We start from the raw sequence: 19,973 nt of genomic DNA, 5'->3' as shown, positions 1-19,973 counted from the left end.
GCTGACTTGGGGGTGCGAGACGATCACGAGCAGGTGGGCATCACCTGTGCGTGGGGGATGCGCTTCGCCTGGTCGACCTTTTTCTTCCGAAGGTTGGGGTGGCGGTAGAAGGTGTGGTTCTTGGGGACACTGAGGTCCGACTTGCTGTGCGCTCCTCGGCAGGGTCGGCCGCCTGTCCGGGATGCGGATGGATATCCTCGCGTGTGCACTGCTACTACCAGCGGTTTCTGGCGGACCGTCCCGTCGTCGGCCGACAGGTTCTACTTGATCTGCGGGCACGTCGTCGCGTGTGCGGCAACGACAGCTGTGGGCGTCGGACGTTCGCCGAGCAGATCCCGGACCTGACGCGTCGCCACGCACGCCGCACGGATGCCCTCACTGCCCAGCTCACGGACATCGCCCTGTTCCTGGGCGGGCGTGCCGGAGCCGGTCTGTGCGGACGCATGGCCGTCTCGACGGCCCCGAGGCGCGCGCCCGCCAGGCCCGGCTCGCCAGGCCGCGTCCGGTCCGAAGTGATGTGCTGTTCACCTTCGGGGGCGGGAACACCGCGCTGCTGCGCTGGGCGGGGGCGCACGCGGACGTCGTGGGCCTGAGCGGGTTGGGCCGTACCACCCTGCCCGACGGCCACATGCACGAGACGCGCTGGAAGGCCGAGGACGTTGACCGCCAGATCGACCTGATCGAACGGGGCGCCGCGGGCCGGTGCAGCGCCCCGGCGCGCGAAGCGCTGGTCCAGCTGGTGGAGGTCACCGGCGACGCCGAGGCCGCGGCCCGCCGCATCGCCGGGCAGCTGAACTGCTCCCCGGCCGACGTGCTCGTGTCCCCCTACGCGTGGGTCGGCACGGAACGGGAGATCACGGCCGCGCTCGAGGAGCACCGGCGCCGCTGGGGGATCACCCGCTACGTCGTTCGCGAGTCCCACCTGGACGCGGTGGACCGCCTGCGCGCCCACTTCCCGGGCAGCGGCGGCGCGGCCGTCACCGAACGCGAACAGAGAACGATGGACAACGCGTAGCCGGACGCCGTTCGACGAAATGCATGCACACAGCAGAGGAGGCCGGCCCGTGTGAGCGGAGCGGCCGGGACCACGTTCCTGAGACCCCGCGGGGGCGTGGACCACTCGCCGCACCGCCCGTTCCGCCAGCCTGGTGACCGTCGCCGCCGCTGCCACGCCGGGGTCCCCGGCCCCCACCCGGACACTGCCCGAGGTCAGCACGGCCGAGTCCACCGGCTGCCGCGTCATTCGTGACCCTGCTCGACGTCCAGATGGATCGGACCCCGGACAATGGGGCTGGGCCGGTACGGCGGCGGGTCGGCGACCAGCCTGGGGCGGTGGAGCCGGCGTACCAGCTCGGTCAGCGCGATCTGGGTTTCCCGCCGGGCCAGCGGCGCGCCGAGGGACAGCCGCGCCGGATTGTCGAGCGTGATCCGGTGGAGCACTACGCTCACCTGCTGCTGGGCCGGACCCTGGAGCGCCAGGGCCGCCAGGACGAGGCGCAGCCGTGGCTGCGTATGGCCGCCGCGTTCGCCGGGGAGTTCCCCGAGGGCGGCTGACACGTGCGGCGGCGCGGGTGCGGGCGGTGGGTGCGCATGCCGCGGCGGTCAGCCTGAAACGGATCCCGGGCCGGGCTCATGTGCATCACATGCGCCGGCCCGCTCGGTAGATCGGTGGGCCCGGGCGCTGGTGAAACCTTCCCGCACCCGGGCCACGTCGTCCTCGTCGTTGGAGGGCGCACGATGGCGGGCGGCAGCCAGCACGTCCGGGTGGCCGTTGGACATGGCGTACGAGTGGCCGACCGCGCGGAGCATGGGCAGGTCGTTGGGCATGTCACCGAATGCGGCGATCTCGTCGACGGCGATACCCTGTCGGCCGCTCCAGGCGAGCAGGGTGGTCGCCTTGGTGACGTGCGGCGCGCTGAACTCCACCAGGGACAGCCTGGTGGAGTGCGTGGTCTGGGCGCTCGGTCCGGCGGCGTGCCGTGCCTGTCGGTAGACGTCGGCTGGCGGGAGCGTGGGGTGGTGGGCGAGGATCTTGACCTGGGGGTTGCCGGGGACAGGGGCGAGTATTTCCTCGGCGGGGCCGAGGAGTTCGGCTGCCTTGCCTTCGAACGGCCTGTCCGGGTGGGTCGGTTCGTGCCCCGGGGCCTCGCGGTACTTGAAGGCGAAGGACACGCCGGGGACGGCCGCGCGTACGCGTCGCACGAGCCGTACGGCCGCGGGCAACGGGACCGGGAATGTCTGGGCGACGGCCTCGTCCGGGAGATGGACCGTGGCGCCGTTCGCGGCGATGGCTACGTGGGGCCCGGTCCGCTCGTGTGGTGCTGGTGTGGTTTGTGGTGGTTGGTGGGTGGTGTGTGCTGTGTGTGTGCCTGGCTTGTCTGTTGTGGCCGGGGTGGCTTTTGTGCGGGGTGTCGGTGGTCTGTTGTTGTGCTGTGGTGTGCTGTCCTGGTCGGTGGTGTGCGGCTTTGGTGGTGGGGTGGGTGGCGGGAGCGGTGCGGTGGTCATGGGCGGAGTGGTGGCGCCTTCGGGGTTGGTTTCGGGGTTGGTGGGTGTTTGCTGGTCGCAGCAGTAGTGGGTGGTGGCATCTGTGGTCATGGTGAGGAGGGTGGTGTGGAGGAGGGCGGTGAGTGCTGTGCCGGTGGCCCGGTGGAGGGGGCCGCGTTGTGGGTTGTGTCGGTGCGGGGCCTGGTTGGGGGGCGGTTCGGGATCGTCGTGCTGGGTGGGGGTGGGGGGATCGTTCCGGCAGGGGCGTGTGGGGTCTTGGGGGGTCATGTGGTGGTGGTCGGGCAGGGTCTACCGCCCGGGGGTGGGGGCGGTGGCAGGTGGGCGCGGGCGGGCCGGGGTGGGCGGTGGGCTTTCACCGCTTGCCGTGGCGGCTCTGTGGGGGGCTGCGGGAGTCGCTTTCCGGGCCCGCTGGCGCAGCCGTGGGGTGCTGCCGTGTTTCCTGGTGGCCGGGATGACGCCGGTCCGGGCCGGGTGCCGCACGGTCCCCTCGTGGCTTGAGGGTGTCACGCTCCCGCGGGTGTCGGTGAGGGTGTGGGTGTCCGGCCCGTCGGTGGCCGCCTGCTGGGCCGGTGTGCGCACGGGAGTCTTCGTGTGGGGGCGGGAGGTGATCAGGTTTCCGTGTCCGGTGGCCGTGACCTGGTCCGTCGCCTGCCGGTCGTCCCGGCTGCCGGTGAGGGGCCTGTGGGTCGGCCGGTGCTCGCCGGAGGGGTTCTGCAAGGGGTGGGGCGGGGGCCCGTTGTGCTTCTGCGTGAGGGTGGTCGGTGCTGCCGGAACGCCGGGCGCCTTGGCCGCCTGGGCCGGCGCCGCAAGGGTTTCGGGCACCGTTGTCGGGTCGTGGCTGTGCAGATGGTGAAGCGGCTGGTGGTCGGTCAGCGGCAGGACGCCCGTCTCGGGCGGCGGCGGTGCGGCCGGGCCGCGCACCGGTGGCGTGCTCATGGGAACTCCTCAGCCCGTCCCGGGGTTTCCGGTACGAACAGTTGACACATCACCGATAGGTGAAGTGTCAACTATCTGAGTCGCCCCACGGGCGCGCCGCCGCGCCGCCGCCCGCGGTCGGCTTCGTGTACCGCTGTGGTGTGGTGTGCCGTGCTGCGCCGTGCCGGGCACCGCCCGTGGGTGAGCGCCTGTGCCTGCCCCTGTGGCGGGAGGCGTCCGGGGCGTGTTCAGGTCACGGTCGCCTTCGGGTTCTCCTGGCGGGCGAGGAGGCCGGACGCGGTCACCTCGGCCGTCCGGCGCAGGGTGTCGGTGAAGCCGATGCGCATGGCCGCCAGTGCGGGATCGGAGGCGTAGGCGGCGAGGACGGCTTGCGGGGGACGGCTGCACGGCCAGGCGGCCATGGCCGTCAGCAGGGTCGTCTCCACGAGGGCCGAGGCGCCGTCGTCGCCGAGCTCCGGCAGGTACCGGGCGGCGAGAGCGGTCAGGTTGCCCAGGGACTTGCGGGCGGCGTGCTTGTGCCGGGTCGCGGTCTCGGCGGAGATGTTGTGCTCCAGCACCGCGGCCTGCGAGCTGAACAGGTCGCACAGAACGGGCCGTCGCGCCATGGAGACGGCCAGGAGGTCGGCGAGCCGCTCCCCGCGCCCCCTGCTGCCGCCACCGGTGGGAACGGTTTCCCGCTCCAGCTCGGCGACCCAGTCGGCGACCTGGGTCTCCAGCAGCTCCAGCAGCACCGCCTCGCGCGACTCGAAGTAGCGCAGCACGTTGGCCTTGGCCAGGCAGACCCGGCGGCTCAGGGCGCTGAGGCTGAGCTCGGCCACCGTCATCTCGGTCAGCATCGCGTCCGCGGCGTCGAGGATCTGCCGCCGCCGCTCGCTGCGCTGCTCGTCGGTTCGTGCTCGCTGGAACGTCACTCCGCCATCTTACAGACCGCCGGTACTTTACTAACGGACCGCCGGTTCGTTATGTTGGCCGGGAGGCAAGATACCGGCAGTACTTTATGGAGGTCGTCATGTACCAGGTCCCCGGCCAGCAGGGAAAGCTCGCCGTCGTCACCGGCGCGAACAGCGGCACGGGCAAGGAGGCGGCCAAACGCCTCGCGGCGGCAGGAGCCGACGTCGTCCTCGCGGTGCGTACCGAGGCCAGGGGGGAACAGGCGAAGGCGGAGATCCTGGCCGCGCACCCCGGTGCCCGCGCGGAGGTCCGCCGTCTGGACCTGGCGGACCAGTCCTCGGTGCGGGCGTTCGCCGACGGCCTGATCGCCGACGGCCGTCCGCTGGACGTGCTGGTGAACAACGCCGGCGTGATGAACGTGCCCGCGCGCACGGAAACGGTCGACGGCTTCGAACTGCAGCTGGCCAGCAACTTCCTGGGCCCGTTCGCCCTCACGGTCCGGCTTCTGCCGCTGCTGCTGTCCGCGGCGGCGCCGCGGGTCGCCACGATGAGCAGCGGCGTGGCGGCGCGGGCGCGGATCGACTTCGAGGACCTGCAGGCCGTCCGCCGCTACAGTCCGACCCGGGCGTACGCCCAGTCGAAGCTGGCCGATCTCCTGATGATGGCGCATCTGGCCCGCCTTGCCGCGGAGCGCGGCTGGCCCCTGCTCTCGGCGGGCGCGCACCCGGGCTACACCCGCACCGGCCTGACGACGTCCGGCCCGCACCTCAACGGCGGCCGTCCCGGCCTGATCGAGTCCCTGGCCTACCGCGTCGTCCCCTCCCAGGGGCCCGGGCAGGGTGCCGAACCCCTGCTGTTCGCCGCAGCCGACCCCGGTGCCGCCCCCGGCGGCTACTACGGCCCCCGCTGGGCGGTCGTCGGTCCGGCCAGGCCTGTCGCGCTGCCGCGCCCCGGCCGGGACGTGGCCGCCGCGGCCCGCCTGTGGCAGGAGGCCGAACACCTCACCGGCGAGTCCCTCCCCGCCCGGGCCACCGCATGAGCGGTGCCGCCGGCTCCTGCTGCCGGCCGGCAGCATGCCTTCCCCGCCCGCCGGGGGCCGCGTCCGCGCATCGGCCCCGGGCCTCCTGGAATGGGTCATCCGGGTTCTGGAATGGGTCATCTGGGCCGGCGTGGTGACTGACGAGCGGCGGGTGCCGGGTGCCGGGTGCCGGGTGTGGGTGTGGCCGTCGGGAGTCCGGGCCACGGCCGTGGGGGTGGCCCGCGTACGGGCGTGGGGGACCGGGCGGGAGGACGCGCTGTTCCGCGGCCCCCTTTGGCGAAGGCCTTCGCCGCCGCCGGTGGCCTGTGGCCCTCCTCGCGGCCGTTCCCCGGTGACGGGGCCGCTCGCCGCTGCCGGCTGGCCGTGGCGTTCCCGGTCGTCATCAGGACGGAGTTCCTCGGCGAGCTGTTGCGGCTGGCCTCCGCCTGCGGGGTCGGGCAGGTCGTACTGCTCGGCGCCGGCACGGACAGCCGGGCCTTGCGGATGGACTGGTCCTGGGGGAGCGGGAACCGGAAACGGGCTTTGCCGTCGGGGAGTCGGAGCTTTTCTGCCGTGTTTCCGAGGAGCTCGCGGAGCGCGGAGCCTTCGAACCCGTTCGAACCCGGGGGTCTGCGCGGCCTTCAGGCCATCGGCGGCCTGTACCGGATCCAGACCCGCGTGGAGCTGAGCCCGCAGGACAGGGAACGCCGCCCCGGCGAACCGGAGTTCACCAGGGCCGTGCAGTACGTCCAGGGCGCTGGCGTTTTCCCGTCCGTGGGCCCGGGTGGGGTGTGGTGGGGCTGGGGGTGGGTGGGTGTGGGTGTTGTGCTGGGGGTGGTGGTGTGTTTCGGTGTCTGTGCGCAGTGCGGCGGAATCGGGACCCGCAGTATTCAGGGCCTGGTTGGCTTTGTTGAATCGTGCTTCGGTTGAGCGGGTGCGTGGTGGAGCCGTGTGCTGCTGCTGTGTTTCCCGGTCTGGTCTGCGTGGTCTGCGGTGCTTGTGTCGGTGTCCGGGGTGTCGTCGGCCGGCTGCGGGGCTGGAGGGGGTGGCACCTGCCGTGCGGTTGGTGCGGTGGGCGGTTCTAGGATGCCCGGAGTGATCTCCTGGGTGGCCCGGACTCGTCCGCGGGGCCTGGGCGGGGGTCGGTGTTCCGGGCGTGCCGGTGTGTGTCGGCGGATGCGGCGACTGTGATGGTGGTGGTGTGGTGGCCTTGCGTGTGGCTTTTGTGGGTGCTGGGCGTATGGGGACTCCTGTGTGCGGGCGTTTCGTGTCGGCCGGGCACGCGGTGACCGTTTTCGATGTGCGTCCCGAACGGGAAGGGGCGGTGCGTTCGTTGGGTGCGGGCTGGGCGCGGTCCGCGGTGGAGGCTGCGGCGGGGGCGGAGGTGCTGGTCTCGGTGTTGCCTGGGCCGCGGGAGGCGGAGGCGGCGCTTGAGGACGCGGTGTTCGGTGTGCTGGCGCCGGGGGCGGTGTGGATAGACATGACGAGCAACGCGCCGGCTGTTGGGGCGGTGTTGCGGGAACGGGCAGGGGCTCACGGTGTCGATGTCCTCGAAGCGCCCCTGGGCGGCAGTCCGGATGATGCGGGACGGGGGTGTGTGAGGCTGTTCGTGGGCGGCTCGTGCGAGGTCCTCAAGCGGTGCAGGCCGTTGCTGGAGGCTGTGACGAGTGCGGACCGGATCAGCCTTGTGGGTGGTCCGGGGGCCGGTTACATCACGAAGCTTCTTGTGAATCTGCTGTGGTTCGGGCAGGCCGTGGCGACCGCCGAGGCTCTTCTGCTGGGGCGGCGGGCGGGCATTGACCTTGCTGTTCTGCGGGATGTGCTGGCCGGCAGTGCGGCGGGGAGTGATTTCATCCGCAGGGATTTGTCGGCGCTGTTCGCCGGGGACTATCTCCCGTCGTACGGACTGGACCGCATTCGCGACCAGTTGGAGGTCATCACGGGTGAGGCCCGGGATCTGGGTAGCCCGCACGGGGTGGCCGACGCGGTGCTGGACGTCCACCGGCGGGCCCTGGAGCGGTTCGGGCCGGTGGACGGCGAACTTCTCGCTGTGGCCCTTCTGGAGGAGTGGGCCGGTACCTTGCTGCGCCCTTGACCGGTTCGTGTGCCGGCCGGTGTGCTGTCCGCGCTGTGGGACGGGGGCGGGTTCGGTGGCCCGGGGGGGCCTGCGGGGCATGTCCCGCCCGGCTCCGGTGATCCTGCTCGGCCGGCCGAAGCAGAGGCCGGCCTGGTGCCGGAGGGTGGTGAGGCCGGGGGTGGAGTCCCGGGGTACGGGTGCCGAGTCGCCCTGGGCGGTGCCGGTGCGTGATTGTGCCCGGTGACCGGGGCGGGAAGCCCCGCGCGGCCGGCCGGCCGGCCGACGGGCGGGTGCGGGTGCCGATGCCGGTGGCTGCGCTGCCCCTCAAGAAGAGGCGCTGGTGGTGTGCCGGGTGGCTGGCGGCATGGTCAGAGCAGTCTTCCGGTGAAGTTGAGTTCGAAGGTGCCGCCGCCGGACGGGGGGAGTCCGGTGGCGGCTTCGGTGTCGAACTGGGCCGGGCTGGGCGGGAAGGTGCCGATGTCGTCGGGGAGGTCCGGTTCGAACGGTGCGGAGCCTGTTCCGTCGAAGAAGTCCCTGGACAGGTAGCGGCAGGAGTGGAAGCCGCCGCCGTCGGTGATGATGCCCAGTTCGACGCGGCCCAGTCCGTTTGTGATCGGCTGGGTGACGTCGACGGGCTGGGTCTGGCCCTCTTGGTCCATGGTGCCGTCGAAGATCACGTCGCCGTTCAGTTTGAGCTGGACATGGCGTGTGCCCGGGCTCGCCTTGAAGATCGTGTCGAAGTGCACTGCTTGCTGCATGGCCGCCGCCTCCGGGTGCCGGTTCGCCCCCCTTCGTTGGTTCCAGGAGAGCATGACGGCCCGGCGGGCGGAAATTCGGCGGCCCTCGTGCACCGCTCGCTGGCGTCTGCGGGATTGCCGGTGGTGGAGCGGGCTCCACCACCGGTCCGGGTGGCCGGGTCCTCCTCGCGGCGCACCGGCCGCGGGAGGGTTGTTCCCACAAGGCCAGCTCCTCCGTACGGACAGGACGTCACGATGCCGCACCCCAGCGCCGCCGCGGTCCGCAAGCCCCGCACCGCCCGCCCGGTCCCGGGCACCCCCGTCCCGGCCCGTCCGGCCGCCACCGCCCGCGTCATGCCTCTGTGGGAGGCCATGGCCCTGCTCTTCGCTCCGGCCAAGAGCACGGAACGGCCCTGAGCCGCCGCCCGCCATGCAGAACATGCAGAACGTGCAGAACATGCGGAACTACGCAAAGCACCGGGCCCCCGCCCCCGCCCCGGCCGCCCCGGGCCCGTTGGCCTCTTTCGCCCGGTTCGTGCTGTTCGGCGGCGGGGTCGGTGTCCTGTCCAGCGGGGCGGTGACCCTGCTGGCCGGGGCCGTGCCCTGGATGCTGGCCAACGCCGTGGTCACGGTCGCCTCCACCGTCCTGTGCACCGAACTGCACGCCCGTTTCACTTTCGGGACGGGCCGGCGGGCCGGCTGGCAGGAGCACTGGCAGTCTGCCGGTTCCGCCGCCGTCGCCTATGCCGTGACCTGCGCCGCCATGGTCCTGCTCCACCTCGTCCAGGCCGCCCCGGGCGCGCTGACGGAGCAGTTTGTCTATCTCGGCGCCTCCGCCCTCGCCGGTCTCGGCCGCTTCCTCGTCCTGCGCCTGTACGTATTCGCCACCGGCCGCCGTGGCCGGACCCCGGCCACGCCCTCGACAGCGAGCCTCACGCCGCCGCCGCTGGCTGTGCTGGCCGCGGCCTGACGCTGACGCGGTCACGATGCGGGCAGTGCAGCGGGAGGCGCCCGGGCCGACCGCGGCCACGTACGACGTCACCGGCCCCCCCGCGGGTGGCGCGCGGCCGGTGTGGTCCTGTCCGGTGGGGTCGGCGCCCGCCCGGGTGTCACTGCCGCCGAGTGTCCCGACCCGCAGGCCGCGCTCATCGGACTGCGGCACCTGTGCGGCCTGCGGATCAGTATCCGCACGGTGCGGGGTGCGGGGTGCAGGGTGGCGGCGGGGACGTGGTGATCGTCCGCGACATCACCGGTGGCGCCTCCTGCAGCCCCTCCGACCCGACCGGTGCGGTCCGCACCGCCGGCGATCTCACTGCCCTGGCCGGCACGACCGCCGACCGCCGACCGCCGACCGCCGGCACCGGCACCGGGGCCCTGGTCCTGGCCGGCGAGGCGTAGGGCGGACTCGTCCGCACGGCCGGGCTGTTCGTCTTCGCGCTGCGGGTGCCGGGCCTTGCCGGACGCACTCTGTCCTGCGGGGCCTTCTTCGAGAGCTACGCCATGACCGGCCGGCGGTTCGGCTGTTTCACGGGCCGCCGGGGTGTTGTTGCGGTCGCTGCCCGCGTGCATGCCACCGTCGGCGGCTTCGTCGGCGGCTTCGTCGGCGGTTTCGTCAACTCGGCCGTGCGGCGGGCTGTGTTGGCCGTGCTGGGCACCGCCGGCGCCGGCTTCCGCCGGATGCACCGTGGGCGCCGGATGTGCGGTGGGCGCCGGATGCGCCGGTGTCGGCCGGATGCGCCGGTGTCGGCCGGATGTGCCGGGCCTGTGTGGTGCGCCGGGCTCTGATGCCGGGTGAGCTGTCCGGGATCAGGGGCCTGCGCGCTCGGGCCCGGGGGTCGCGTTCTGTGCTTTTCCCGCCTGCCTGCGGGGCCGGCGTTCCGGTGGCCGGACTCGTCCGGGGCCTGCGGGAGTTCGGCGTCGCGGTGCGGCCCGGCAGTGGGTTCGGTGCGGCGGGGGAGGGGTGCCTGCGGCTGTCGTACGCCGCCGCCTGGGAGGGTGTCGTCGGGGGTGTTCGGGGCGGGGCCGGCGGCGCCGGCCTGAGCGGTCGGCCTGAGCGGTCAGTCGGCGCGGTCAGTCGGCGCGGTAGAGCGCTGTGAGCAGTTCCACGGCGGGCTGGGTGGCGGGGTGTGGGTCGTCGTGCCACCAGGCGAGCCGTACGGCGATCGGTTCGGCGTCGAGGACGGGGAGGTAGGTGACGCCGGGGCGGGGGTACTGGTGGGCGGTGGACTCCGCCGTCATGCCGACGCACCGGCCGCTGGCGATCACGGTGAGCCAGTCGTCGACGTCGTGGGTGTCCTCGGTCGCCGGGCGGGATCCGGGCGGCCACAGTTCCGGTGTGGTGGTCCCGGTGCGCCGGTCGACCAGCAGGGTGCGCTCGGCGAGGTCGGCGAGCCGGACGGGGCCGCCGGCGGCGAGCGCGTCGTCGGCGGAGAGGGCGGCCATGCGCCGTTCCAGGCCGACGATGGCGGAGTCGAACCGGCGGTCGTCCAGGTCCCGGCGGGTCACGGCCAGGTCGCAGGCGCCTTCGGCGAGGCCGGCGGTGGCGGAGTTCAGCCGGATCAGGTGCAGGTCGGTGGCCGGGTGGGTCTTCGCCCAGCGCCGCTGGAAGGCGGCGGTGTGCCGGCCGAGCGCGGACCAGGCGTAGCCGACCCGCAGGGTGCGGTGGCCCGAGGCGGCCTCGCGGACCAGGCCGTCGGCTTCCGCGAGGACCCGCCGGGCCTGTGCGACCACCCGCAGTCCGGTCGCCGTGGGTGTCACCTCCCGCGAGGTGCGCCGCAGCAGCCGTACGCCCAGGGCCCGTTCGAGCGAGGCCAGGGTGCGGGACACGGCTGCCTGGGAGACGCCGAGCGTGATGGCCGCGTCGGTGAAGGTGCCCTCGTCGACGATGGCGACGAGGCAGCGCAGATGCCGTAGCTCCATGTCCATGACTCCAGCGTATAGACGGTCCGGCGGATGCATTTTGCGCAGCGGTCCGGGTGCCGCACGCTTGGGACATGCGAGCCGCTGCCCTCCCCGCCTCAGCCTCCGCTTCCGCTCCCGCCTCAGCCTCCGCCCGGGCCCCCGCTCCCGCCGCCTGCGCTCCCGTTTCTTCTCCGGCCTCCGCCCCGGCCCCGGCTCCCGCCCCGGCCCCGGCCTCGGCTCCCGTTTCCGTCTCTGCCCGCGCCGTGGGGGGTTTGGTGCCGCCGGTGTCTCCCGGGCCGTCCCGGGGGCGGCTGGCCGGTGTGGCGACGATGGTCGGCAGCGGGCTGTCCAATCAGACCGGAGCCGCGATCGGCTCGCTGGCCTTCCCGGTGCTCGGGCCGGTCGGGGTCGTCGCGGTCCGGCAGTACGTTGCCGCCGCCGTCCTGATGGTTGTCGGACGGCCGGGGCTGCGCCGTCTCACCTGGTGGCAGTGGCGGCCGGTGCTGGCCCTGGCCCTGGTGTTCGCCACCATGAACCTCTCCCTCTACACCGCGATCGACCGTGTGGGGCTGGGTCTTGCGGTGACCTTGGAGTTCCTCGGTCCGCTCGCCATCGCGCTGTCCGGGGCGCGCCGCCGGATCGACGCGGTGTGTGCCCTGGCCGCCGCCGCGGGCGCGGTCACGCTGATGCGCCCGCAGCCCTCCACCGACTACGTGGGTCTCGGGCTCGGTCTGCTCGCCGCGTGCTGCTGGGCCTCGTACATCCTGCTCAACCGGACCGTGGGCCACCGGGTGCCGGGCGCGCAGGGCGCCGCGGCGGCCTCGCTGGTCTCCGCCGTGGTGTTCCTGCCCGTCGGGGCGGTGGTCGCCCTCCGGCATCCCCCGGCCCTCGGTGCCGTGGGCTGTGCGGTCGCGGCCGGGGTGCTCTCCTCGGCCGTCCCCTACCTCGCCGACCTGTTCACCCTGCGCCACGTGCCCGCCCAGACGTTCGGCCTGTTCATGAGCGTCAACCCCCTTCTCGCCGCCCTGGTCGGCTGGATCGGCCTCGGACAGGGCCTGGGCGCCCTGGAGTGGGCGGCGATCGGGACGGTCGTCGCCGCGAACGCGGTGAGCATGCTGACCCGCACCTGAAAGGGGGGGGTTCCGCCGCGCGTGGCGCGGACGCCTCCCCGCAGTCCGCCCGCCGAAGGGCACCGGCCACGGCCGCCGGACCCGGAACCGGAGCGCCCCCGGACCTGGAACCGGAGCGCCCCCGGACCGGGAGCGGGACCGAGCCCCGAACCCGAACCCGAACCCGAACCCGAACCCGAACCCGAACCTGAACCTGAACCCGGACCCGGAGCCCCCCGGACCGGAGCGAGCCTCGGTCCGGAGGCCGGATCGGGCCCCGGTCCGGAGGCCGGAGCGCCCTCTGGACCTGGCACCGGAGCGCCCCCCCGGACCGCCGGGAGGCCGGATCGGGTCCCGGTCCGGGGCCGGTGACTCCGTCAGATGACGCCCTGTGCCGTCATGGCCCCCGCCACCCGCAGGAACCCCGTCGCGTTCGCGCCGAGCACGTAGTCCTCGGGGTCGCCCCCGTACGTCTCGGCGGCAGCCCGGCACTCGGCGTGGATGTCACGCATGACGGTCGCGAGCCGGGCCTCGGTGTCGGCGAAGGACCAGGTCGTGCGGGCGGCGTTCTGCTGCATCTCCAGCGCCGAGGTGGCCACCCCGCCCGCGTTCGCGGCCTTGCCGGGGCCGAAGAGCACGCCGGCCTGCGGCTTCTCATTTTGATGTCACCAGTAGTTCTCATCTGGATGTCATGCATCTCTGCCGTTCGGAGTGCAGTAGTGGTGACATCGAGTGAGAAACATTGGTGACATCGAGTGAGAATTCCCAGCGCGTTGAAATGAGAAGGCCTTAGAGATGACCGTCTGATCTGCTGCTTTACGCTGCGACCTTGCTGGTTAGGGGCCGTGAATGGTGGCCGAGAGAGGCGGCGTGCGGCAGGCGCACCGCGCCGTTCACGGCAGGCGCGGTGGTGGCATCGGGAGTGTCGGCAGAGTAAGGGTGCTGAGTGGCTCGTGTGAGGGTGGGGTCAGGATGGGCGTGCTTGAGGGCAGGCATCCCGTAACGGACGAGACAGGAAACCCCCACGCGTGTGGGGAAGACACGTAGCTCCGTCCGGCCGCGATGTCCGGCAGGGACACACCCCCACGCATGTGGGAAGCTCCGCCTCGGGCGCGGGAGGGTCCGAGAAGAGCGAAACACCCCCACGCGTGTGAGGAAGATCCCGCCTACGCCGAGGCCCGGCCGACTGCCCGGGACAGACCCCCACGCGCGTGGGGAAGGCCTTGAACTCGTCGTCCTGTCACCGCAGTTGGAGGAAAGACCCCCACGCGTGTGGGGAAGACGCAGTAAACCCGGCCATGCGCTGTTCGTGATCGGGCAGACCCCCACGCGTGTGGGGAAGACGGGGTGCCCAACATCGCTGCGACGATCTGGTGGGGCAGACCCCCACGCGTGTGGGGAAGACGCGAACGGCGAGCGCGCAGTCGGCCCGTTCCAGGGCAGACCCCCACGCGTGTGGGGAAGACCCTTGCCCACCTGTGGTTTTGGAGATGGGTACAGCTCCTTTTGCGTACTTTACATGAGCGAGCCCTGTCGGGTTGAGCCGTTGCCTGACGCGGGCTCCCATGCTCTGTCCCATGTCACAGTCAGGGGTGCTGCGTGCTTATAGAGGGGGAGCGCGGCGTGACGGACGCCGCCTTGGACACAGGGAATGGGTATGGATCCCACGGCGACAACGGCTGCGGCGGGACTTGCCGCGGGCGGATACATCCTGCGTCTCGGTCACCGCTGGATCGGGCTCCGCGCGCAGATCCGGCGGGCGGAACTCGCCCAGCACGGGCTGTCGGAGCGGACCCGGTCACTGCCGGCGGGCAGCCGGCTCATCGAGAGGACCGCGCATCATGACGTCGACATCGTGATCGGCGGCCCGGCTGCCGGCCGCCCGGCGAGGTGATACCCGCCATGGCCCTGGAACAGCAGCCCCCGCCCGCTCCTGCCGCCACCGAACACGCCCGGCCCGCGCCGTGCGCCCCGTTCCTGCGTGATGACTTCAACGCCTTCTACACCCAGGAGATGGCCGCGGTCACGGTGTTCCTGATGCACCAGGGCGCCACCGCCTACGAAGCGGCCGACGCCGCCCACGAGGCCATGACCAGACTCCTGCCGGACCTGTGGCGCACCTTGGACCACCCACGGACCTGGTTACGAGTCAGCGCGCAGCGCTGCTACTGGCGCCAGAGCAGCACCCGTACCGCTCTCACCGATCCGGTCCCGGACCGCCCGAGCGGCACCTGCCCCCTGGACACCGTGGTCATCTCCGAATTCCAGCAGACCGTTCTGAACGCCCTGCGTCAGCTGCCGCCCACCATGCGCACCGTCATGGCCTGGGACATCGACGGCTTCACCTACACGGAGATCGCCGAAGCACTGGCCATGACCCCCGCCGCCGTACGACAGAACATCAGCCGCGCCCGCAAACGGCTGATCACCCTCCTCAGCCTGTAACCACCGTCCTCGACCTCCTCAAAGGGGGATGCACATGAACACCCACCCCGACCGCGCGTTCCGCGAGGACGGCGGGGGAAACGATCCCGAACAGCTCCTGGACCAGCTGCTGGCCCACCACCGCACCCGGCTGACGAACGTGGTGGCCCAGGCCCTGGACACCGAGACCGGCAGCAACGCGCTGACGCCGCTGCGCCGCGAACTCTTCCACGGCCTCAAGCCCTTCAAGCTTGCTGCCCCCCTCGGCCCCACGGCCACCGGCAGCATCGCCGAGCCGGGTGCCCCGTCGCCGTCCGCCCGCCTGCAGGAAGTCCTCACTCGGTTGCGCGACATCCGGCTGACGGTGGAAAGGGCGTGCGCCGGCACCGACGTGCCGCCCGACGTTCATACCAGGGCACAGACCGTGACCGCCGTTCTCCAAGGCCTGCACACCGGCCTGCAGGCACGCACCCTGGCCCACGACCAGGTCCACGAGCTGTTTCGGGAACTGAAAATGAACACCGCGCACATCGGCACGGCGATGCTGGCACTGCGCACGCCGCTGCCCCGCCGTGCCGTCGAGGAATGGCTGCGAACAGCCGGTTCACTGCGGGGTGTCGAGCGCATGATTGTGCACTTGCTCAGGGATGCCGACGACAACGTACCCACGCAGGGCTGACCACCGCAGTCACGTTCTGCTGAGGGCAGACGTCGGTGAACAGCGCGCGAGGCCAGGCTTCCGGCAGTTCTCCGGGCCACCTGGCCTCACACTCGCGGCTGACAGAACTTGATGAATGCTCCGCGCACGATGGCCTTCAGCGGCCGGCGAGGAAGTCTTCGTCGGGCTCCCGGTCCTCCTCATAGAGCTCCAGAACCACCGGCTCGGGCCCGAGGAAGCTGCGGATGTTCTTCTCCAGCATCGTTTCCTGCCCCAGGTCTCCCAGCTCTTGGAGTTCCTCGCCCTGCACTTTCAGGTTGCAGGCAAAGCACAAGAAGGTGCCCGGGGTGAAGCGAACGAATCGCCCCTCCTTGTCAACCAGGGTGGTGCCGTGCACCCACGCCTTCGAATGGCAGGCGGGACAGGGTTTGTCGATGCAGTCTCTCGCCCAGGCGGGACGACGGGTCACCGTGGCCAGGACCACTCCCCGCTCCTGGGGGCCAAGGTGTCCGAAGCGATGCTCGAACGTGGTCCGGGCCTGAGCGAGCTTCTGCTGCAGCCGGAGGCTTGTTTCCCGGATCCGCTCCCGGATCAGTTCGTCGTGAAGGTCTTGATAGCGGCCCCAGTAGGTGTCGGGAGAGATGTTCAGTTCAACCAGGAGCGGGTCCAGCAAACGCAGGCAAGTGGTGAACACTGTGCGGACGTCCGTAACCTCGTGGAGGCCGCTGTGTGCGACGCCGTTTCGTGCGTTGGCGAGGGGGAGTAGGTCCTGCTGGCTGACCGGGATCTTGTTCCGGAGGATTCGATAAGCGCGGGAATGAGCCTCAACCAGTCCAATCGTCTTGATTTTAGTCTCTGGTGCAGAGGCGTGAGCACCCTGTCCGGTGGCGTGCAGCAGGGAGTCGAAGTCTTTTCCTTCAACCACCAAGGCCGGGTGCAAGGAGACGAGGAATGCCTTGAGTAGATGCTCGGCGGCGATTCCGGCATGGTGGACTGCGAAGTCGTAGGACTCGGAGCCCTGTGAAAAGGCAGCAAGGGCGGCTGCCATCCATCTCTGCGAGGAGACCCGAAGCCGTTCTGCATCCATGCACCGGACCCTAGGACCCGAGGCGTCGATGGTGGACCTGTTTTCCTGATCAAGGCCGTAGAGGTCATCTCATTGGATGGGGGCAAACATGGATTTCTGCGACATGAGGACTGCCGCCGCCAGCCGGGCGACCGCCCCTTCACGGCCACGCGCGTCCTGTGGCCCCGGCCGCGGGGCCGGGGCCGCGTGCGCGCCTACGGCGGGCCTGGACGGGACGGTCTGCCTGACCAGGCATGCCGACGCCATGGCCACTGGCCGAGCCGGGAGTGTTCACCGTCCGGGTTGCCGCTGTGCATGCGGGAGTGACCACCGTCCACGTCCATGCCTGGTGCCGGACCGCTGACGGCCTGGAAGGCCCCGGGAGTGCCGAAGGAGATGATTGCATCATGCAGGTGCTGCTGGCCTGACCGCAGCGGAGTGGCCGTCAACATGCCGGATTCCATCAATCGATCGGGTGAAGTGGGTCAGTCGTTCTGGCTGGCCACACGCGTCCAGCGCCAGGATGATCCGCGTCGGCCTATCGCCTGAGGCAGTTCCTGTTTGCGTCCTGCCGCCGCCCGCAGGCGCGAACAGCTGCGGTCTGCCGCACCACGTGCAAGCCGCCCCTTCCCGGAGCGGCCCTGGAAACCGGGGGAGTCCCATCATGGCGTGGCCCACACTGCGTACTTGCCAGCAGGAGGCTTTCGACCAGTACATGGCAGACCGCAGGCGCAAGCGTGAATGGCTGGCCATGCTCACACCGGGCGCCGGCAAGACCATCTTCGCCCTGTATGTGGCCGCCACTCTCAAACAGCTGGGTGTCATCTACCGCGTCGCCGTGTACGTGCCCAGCGACTCACTGCGCCAGCAGTGGGCCGATGTGGCCTCCGCTTTCGGCCTTGAACTGTTTCCCGTCAAAGAACCCTCGGACTACAACGACCCTGAGGCCGACGGCTTCGTCGCCACCTACGCCCAGATGAACCCCACGGGCGCCAAACTGGCCGCTCGCGCGGTCTGCTCCGCACCGACCCTGGCCATCCTGGACGAAGTGCACCACCTCGGCGACAAAAAAGTCTGGGGGGAAGGAACCCAGCGGGCCCTGGCCCAGGCCGAGAACATTCTCATGCTCACCGGCACACCGTGGCGCTCCGACGACTGCCCTATTCCATGGTGTGCATACGATCCCGAAACCGGGCGCGTCCAGGTCGACTTCGCCTACGAGTACGGCAACGCCGTCGCCGATGCCGTATGCCGGGCGGTGGAGATCCAGGCATTCGACGGGCAAGCCCGCTATCTCGACAACGCCACTGAGATCACCAAGTCCCTCAAGGACACCGGCAAGGGGCGTGAACTCGGCAAGATGTTCGACGCCGTGTTCGATCCGCAGCAGCAGTGGACCCCCATGCTGCTGGAGAAGGCCCACCAACTGCTCGTCGACCGGCGACGGGACGTGCCCGACGCCGGGGGACTGGTCGTCACCGACAATGTGAAGACGGCAGAGGCCATCGCCGGGCACCTGGCCCGGATCAGCGGGCAAAAACCCACCGTCGTCGTCAGCGAGGACGACGATGCTGTCGCCAAACTGGACACCTTCCGCCGCGACGGCACCCGGATGTGGCTCGTTGCCATCCGCATGGTCTCCGAAGGCGTCGACGTTCCCCGCCTCATGGTCGGCTGCTACCTCAGCCGCTGGAAGACACCTCTGTTCTTCCGCCAGTTCGTCGGACGCTTCGTCCGCACCCGCCCCGACTGCCCGCCGTCCTACGACGCCCACATCATCATCCCGGCCGTCTCCGTCCTGATGGAGCTCAGCACCGAGATCGAACAGGAACTGCGCGACCAGCTCAGCCGGTTCGACGACGACGAACTGGACGCCGACGACCCCCTGGTCGGCCAGATCCCGCACCAGCAGCCCGCGGACATTCCTCAGCAGGGCAGCGAAAGCGCCGCCTGCGCACAAGCCGGGCAGGCTGAACTCTTCGACCTGGACGGCAACCCGACTGCGGACGACGAGCCCCCAACTTCACGGACGTCCGGCACGGTCGTCCTGGAAGCCGGCTCCGCAGCCTTCCACCGCTCCGACCGCCGGGGCATCGGACAGCCTCCCGAGGTCTACCTCCCCGGAACACCAGAAATGCCTCGACCACAACATCCCCACCACCTACGCCCGCAGCGTCGGCACCATGCTCGCCGAAGGAGGCCGCGCCGGCGCCGCGGAGCCACCCGCCGCGCCCTCGCCGACGCCCGCCTACAAGAAGAAGGACATGCTGCGGGCGGACATCGACCGGAACGTCGAAAAACTGGCCCGTATGCGATGCCGCCGCCTCGGCAATGACGGCTCCGACGAGCGCGGAAATCAGCAAAAAGCGATCAATGTCGATCTGATGAAGCGCCTCGGCGCGAGAGCCCACGTGCCGACCTCTACCCTCAAGCGTATCCGTGACTATCTGGCCACAGAGATCAAAAAGGAAGCAGCTCGCTCGTGACGCCCCGCGACACACAGCACCCTGCGCCAGGTGACCTCAAGGAGCGTGGTCAGCTTGTCGCCTCCCTCGGGTCGTCGCTGCGTTCGGGAGCCACGTCCCTGGGCACCGTTCCCAAGCTTCTGGAACAACTGCTCACCACCGGCGGCTGGATGGACTTCGTCACCCGCCTCGGTGATCACATCACCTACGACGCTGGCGAGTTCCCCGACTTCGTCGAAACGCTGCCCCTGCAAGGACTCGGTGCTGACCTTGCGGTCGTCGAACGACTGATCGGCCCAAGTCCCGATCTCCTGGCCATCTTCTACGAACTGACGCCCCCGCGTGAGCGGGGCAGGCCGAAAAATGCGAACGATGTACATAATTCTTCCGGTCATGCGGCTCCTGCTCCTGACGAACCCCCTGCCCCGCGCAGGCAGCCGCCCGCCGGCAACCGCGCCGAGGCCATCATGCGCAGACTCGCCAAAGACCGTCCGGACCTTCTCGAAGAAGTCACGTCAGGACGGATGAAGGCCTACACCGCAGCCGTCGAGGCCGGGTGGCGCAGCCCGCAGACCACCATCCCGCTGGCCGACCCGGAAGCCATCGCCCGCAAACTCTTCGCCAAACTCGGCACCGAACAGGCGCAGGAGGTGTGCAGTGCACTGGCACGGCTCGTCGAGCAGCCGTCCGGTGACATCTGACGCCGGTGCCGCGGCGCCCGTACGCGGCGGCCTCGTACCCGGGGCCTTCCCCCTGCCTGTAACGGCAACGCTGACGCCTTGATCACCGGCCCCCTCACCCGGCAGCTATCCGAACAGAGTCACATCGCTATGTCTCGACGTGCTCCTTGGCCTAAAGTCCATGGGTTTCGGCCTGGATCCTTTGCCGCAGTGGACAGGCATGGCTGCTCAGTTCGCCCTGCTGCGTGCCACAACGCCCAGTCAACGAGGCTGAGGCGGCTCCGGTCGCGGAGGCGGTCAGGCGCCAGCCAGGCGCTGGCCTGACCAGCGCTCGAAAGAAGACTTTCTATGACGACTCTGCACGCGAGGTGCCTTGCCGACGCAAGAGAGCCGTCGGCCCCGGGTGTTCCAGTGAGGCACCCGCCTCGCGTCGTGTCCGCGTCTGGAACGTGCCGAGATCATCCTCTGGCTCGTCGCCGGCGTTGACCTGAGCTGTGCAGATCAAC

19 protein-coding genes and 4 pseudogenes are annotated in these 19,973 nt (G+C 70.7%); 15 read left to right on the top strand and 8 right to left on the bottom strand.

Annotated features, from left to right (window positions below; genetic code table 11):
• Window positions 1-433: 433 nt before the first annotated feature.
• On the top strand, window positions 434-1,015 hold the full coding sequence (locus AB0D74_RS45235) for a hypothetical protein (protein WP_362600536.1): 582 nt from the start codon (window positions 434-436) through the stop codon (window positions 1,013-1,015).
• A gap of 224 nt (window positions 1,016-1,239) precedes the next feature.
• Here AB0D74_RS45235 and AB0D74_RS45230 read toward each other — a convergent pair.
• A pseudogene (locus AB0D74_RS45230) lies at window positions 1,240-1,395 on the bottom strand (cytochrome P450); the annotation flags it as partial.
• Here AB0D74_RS45230 and AB0D74_RS45225 point away from each other — a divergent pair.
• A pseudogene (locus tag AB0D74_RS45225) lies at window positions 1,387-1,554 on the top strand (tetratricopeptide repeat protein); the annotation flags it as partial. The pseudogenes AB0D74_RS45230 and AB0D74_RS45225 sit on opposite strands and share 9 nt — an antisense overlap.
• 48 nt (window positions 1,555-1,602) lie before the next feature.
• Here AB0D74_RS45225 and AB0D74_RS45220 read toward each other — a convergent pair.
• The 3 genes from AB0D74_RS45220 to AB0D74_RS45210 all read right to left on the bottom strand — a co-directional run bounded on the left by AB0D74_RS45220 (window position 1,603) and on the right by AB0D74_RS45210 (window position 4,352).
• Window positions 1,603-2,202 (bottom strand): HAD hydrolase family protein, encoded by a 600-nt coding sequence (locus AB0D74_RS45220; RefSeq protein ID WP_362600533.1) that lies wholly within the window; start codon window positions 2,200-2,202, stop codon window positions 1,603-1,605.
• A gap of 591 nt (window positions 2,203-2,793) precedes the next feature.
• A complete protein-coding gene (locus tag AB0D74_RS45215; RefSeq protein WP_362600530.1) occupies window positions 2,794-3,441 on the bottom strand; it encodes a hypothetical protein in 648 nt (215 codons plus the stop codon).
• Between the two features lie 227 nt (window positions 3,442-3,668).
• Window positions 3,669-4,352, bottom strand: a complete 684-nt coding sequence (locus tag AB0D74_RS45210; protein WP_362600527.1) for a TetR/AcrR family transcriptional regulator — start codon at window positions 4,350-4,352, stop codon at window positions 3,669-3,671.
• A gap of 98 nt (window positions 4,353-4,450) precedes the next feature.
• On the opposite strand from AB0D74_RS45210, the gene AB0D74_RS45205 reads away from it, so the two are divergent.
• The 3 genes and pseudogenes from AB0D74_RS45205 to AB0D74_RS45195 all read left to right on the top strand — a co-directional run bounded on the left by AB0D74_RS45205 (window position 4,451) and on the right by AB0D74_RS45195 (window position 7,445).
• The gene (locus AB0D74_RS45205; protein WP_362600524.1) at window positions 4,451-5,371 is read left to right on the top strand and encodes an SDR family oxidoreductase; all 921 of its coding nucleotides are present in this window, start codon (window positions 4,451-4,453) and stop codon (window positions 5,369-5,371) included.
• A 178-nt stretch (window positions 5,372-5,549) separates the two neighbouring features.
• Window positions 5,550-5,863, top strand: a pseudogene (locus tag AB0D74_RS45200) (class I SAM-dependent methyltransferase); the annotation flags it as partial.
• Between the two features lie 643 nt (window positions 5,864-6,506).
• Complete coding sequence (locus tag AB0D74_RS45195) at window positions 6,507-7,445, top strand: NAD(P)-dependent oxidoreductase (protein WP_362600522.1); 939 nt, start codon at window positions 6,507-6,509, stop codon at window positions 7,443-7,445.
• A gap of 350 nt (window positions 7,446-7,795) precedes the next feature.
• On the opposite strand, the gene AB0D74_RS45190 is transcribed toward AB0D74_RS45195, so the two are convergent.
• Entirely contained in the window at window positions 7,796-8,185 is a 390-nt protein-coding gene (locus AB0D74_RS45190) for a hypothetical protein (RefSeq protein WP_362600519.1), read from the bottom strand.
• Window positions 8,186-8,419: 234 nt separating this feature from the next.
• Here AB0D74_RS45190 and AB0D74_RS45185 point away from each other — a divergent pair, with 234 nt between their 5' ends.
• The 3 genes from AB0D74_RS45185 (at window position 8,420) to AB0D74_RS45175 (ending at window position 9,562) form a co-directional block, all read left to right on the top strand.
• A complete protein-coding gene (locus AB0D74_RS45185; RefSeq protein ID WP_362600516.1) occupies window positions 8,420-8,581 on the top strand; it encodes a hypothetical protein in 162 nt (53 codons plus the stop codon).
• A 40-nt stretch (window positions 8,582-8,621) separates the two neighbouring features.
• The gene (locus tag AB0D74_RS45180; protein ID WP_362600513.1) at window positions 8,622-9,134 is read left to right on the top strand and encodes a GtrA family protein; all 513 of its coding nucleotides are present in this window, start codon (window positions 8,622-8,624) and stop codon (window positions 9,132-9,134) included.
• Window positions 9,135-9,391: 257 nt separating this feature from the next.
• Window positions 9,392-9,562: a hypothetical protein gene (locus AB0D74_RS45175; RefSeq protein ID WP_362600510.1), complete on the top strand. Its 171-nt coding sequence runs from the start codon at window positions 9,392-9,394 to the stop codon at window positions 9,560-9,562.
• Between the two features lie 672 nt (window positions 9,563-10,234).
• On the opposite strand, the gene AB0D74_RS45170 is transcribed toward AB0D74_RS45175, so the two are convergent.
• Complete coding sequence (locus tag AB0D74_RS45170) at window positions 10,235-11,089, bottom strand: LysR family transcriptional regulator (protein ID WP_362600507.1); 855 nt, start codon at window positions 11,087-11,089, stop codon at window positions 10,235-10,237.
• Between the two features lie 305 nt (window positions 11,090-11,394).
• Between AB0D74_RS45170 and AB0D74_RS45165 the strand changes: the two genes are divergently transcribed.
• Window positions 11,395-12,195 carry an EamA family transporter gene (locus AB0D74_RS45165; RefSeq protein WP_362600633.1) on the top strand — a complete coding sequence of 267 codons (801 nt, stop codon included), beginning with the start codon at window positions 11,395-11,397 and terminating at the stop codon, window positions 12,193-12,195.
• A 356-nt stretch (window positions 12,196-12,551) separates the two neighbouring features.
• Here the strand turns inward: AB0D74_RS45165 and AB0D74_RS45160 are convergent.
• A pseudogene (locus AB0D74_RS45160) lies at window positions 12,552-12,821 on the bottom strand (glutamate dehydrogenase); the annotation flags it as partial.
• Window positions 12,822-13,831: 1,010 nt separating this feature from the next.
• Between AB0D74_RS45160 and AB0D74_RS45155 the strand changes: the two are divergent.
• From AB0D74_RS45155 to AB0D74_RS45145, 3 genes are read left to right on the top strand one after another with little or no spacing between them, the layout of a single operon-like run.
• The gene (locus AB0D74_RS45155; RefSeq protein ID WP_362600504.1) at window positions 13,832-14,068 is read left to right on the top strand and encodes a hypothetical protein; all 237 of its coding nucleotides are present in this window, start codon (window positions 13,832-13,834) and stop codon (window positions 14,066-14,068) included.
• Window positions 14,069-14,076: 8 nt separating this feature from the next.
• Window positions 14,077-14,619, top strand: a complete 543-nt coding sequence (locus AB0D74_RS45150) for a sigma-70 family RNA polymerase sigma factor (protein WP_362600502.1) — start codon at window positions 14,077-14,079, stop codon at window positions 14,617-14,619.
• A 34-nt stretch (window positions 14,620-14,653) separates the two neighbouring features.
• The gene (locus tag AB0D74_RS45145) at window positions 14,654-15,277 is read left to right on the top strand and encodes a hypothetical protein (protein ID WP_362600499.1); all 624 of its coding nucleotides are present in this window, start codon (window positions 14,654-14,656) and stop codon (window positions 15,275-15,277) included.
• A 136-nt stretch (window positions 15,278-15,413) separates the two neighbouring features.
• On the opposite strand, the gene AB0D74_RS45140 is transcribed toward AB0D74_RS45145, so the two are convergent.
• On the bottom strand, window positions 15,414-16,343 hold the full coding sequence (locus tag AB0D74_RS45140; RefSeq protein ID WP_362600496.1) for a hypothetical protein: 930 nt from the start codon (window positions 16,341-16,343) through the stop codon (window positions 15,414-15,416).
• A 643-nt stretch (window positions 16,344-16,986) separates the two neighbouring features.
• Here AB0D74_RS45140 and AB0D74_RS45135 point away from each other — a divergent pair.
• The 3 genes from AB0D74_RS45135 to AB0D74_RS45125 are packed head-to-tail and all read left to right on the top strand — an operon-like array spanning window position 16,987 to window position 19,488.
• A complete protein-coding gene (locus AB0D74_RS45135; RefSeq protein ID WP_362600493.1) occupies window positions 16,987-18,657 on the top strand; it encodes a DEAD/DEAH box helicase family protein in 1,671 nt (556 codons plus the stop codon).
• Window positions 18,587-18,808, top strand: a complete 222-nt coding sequence (locus AB0D74_RS45130) for a hypothetical protein (RefSeq protein WP_362600491.1) — start codon at window positions 18,587-18,589, stop codon at window positions 18,806-18,808. Before AB0D74_RS45135 ends, AB0D74_RS45130 begins: the two co-directional genes overlap by 71 nt.
• Entirely contained in the window at window positions 18,805-19,488 is a 684-nt protein-coding gene (locus AB0D74_RS45125; RefSeq protein ID WP_362600488.1) for a hypothetical protein, read from the top strand. The genes AB0D74_RS45130 and AB0D74_RS45125 overlap by 4 nt, the downstream gene beginning before the upstream one ends.
• Window positions 19,489-19,973 lie beyond the last annotated feature (485 nt).

The organism is Streptomyces sp. NPDC048278 (assembly GCF_040652195.1).
Classification (GTDB): domain Bacteria; phylum Actinomycetota; class Actinomycetes; order Streptomycetales; family Streptomycetaceae; genus Streptomyces.
Note: the sequence above shows the minus strand (reverse complement) of the source record. Positions and strands in the feature narration are given on the sequence as shown.

Excerpts from the sequence above, each read along its gene's own strand:
- AB0D74_RS45130 (WP_362600491.1), top strand. The coding sequence starts at position 18,587 with ATGCTGCGGGCGGACATCGACCGGAACGTCGAAAAACTGGCCCGTATG.
- AB0D74_RS45205 (WP_362600524.1), top strand. The coding sequence starts at position 4,451 with ATGTACCAGGTCCCCGGCCAGCAGGGAAAGCTCGCCGTCGTCACCGGC.
- AB0D74_RS45190 (WP_362600519.1), bottom strand. The coding sequence starts at position 8,185 with ATGCAGCAAGCAGTGCACTTCGACACGATCTTCAAGGCGAGCCCGGGC.
- AB0D74_RS45155 (WP_362600504.1), top strand. The coding sequence starts at position 13,832 with ATGGATCCCACGGCGACAACGGCTGCGGCGGGACTTGCCGCGGGCGGA.
- AB0D74_RS45170 (WP_362600507.1), bottom strand. The coding sequence starts at position 11,089 with ATGGACATGGAGCTACGGCATCTGCGCTGCCTCGTCGCCATCGTCGAC.
- AB0D74_RS45215 (WP_362600530.1), bottom strand. The coding sequence starts at position 3,441 with ATGAGCACGCCACCGGTGCGCGGCCCGGCCGCACCGCCGCCGCCCGAG.
- AB0D74_RS45180 (WP_362600513.1), top strand. The coding sequence starts at position 8,622 with ATGCGGAACTACGCAAAGCACCGGGCCCCCGCCCCCGCCCCGGCCGCC.
- AB0D74_RS45145 (WP_362600499.1), top strand. The coding sequence starts at position 14,654 with ATGAACACCCACCCCGACCGCGCGTTCCGCGAGGACGGCGGGGGAAAC.
- AB0D74_RS45185 (WP_362600516.1), top strand. The coding sequence starts at position 8,420 with ATGCCGCACCCCAGCGCCGCCGCGGTCCGCAAGCCCCGCACCGCCCGC.
- AB0D74_RS45135 (WP_362600493.1), top strand. The coding sequence starts at position 16,987 with ATGGCGTGGCCCACACTGCGTACTTGCCAGCAGGAGGCTTTCGACCAG.
- AB0D74_RS45140 (WP_362600496.1), bottom strand. The coding sequence starts at position 16,343 with ATGGATGCAGAACGGCTTCGGGTCTCCTCGCAGAGATGGATGGCAGCC.
- AB0D74_RS45150 (WP_362600502.1), top strand. The coding sequence starts at position 14,077 with ATGGCCCTGGAACAGCAGCCCCCGCCCGCTCCTGCCGCCACCGAACAC.
- AB0D74_RS45165 (WP_362600633.1), top strand. The coding sequence starts at position 11,395 with ATGGTCGGCAGCGGGCTGTCCAATCAGACCGGAGCCGCGATCGGCTCG.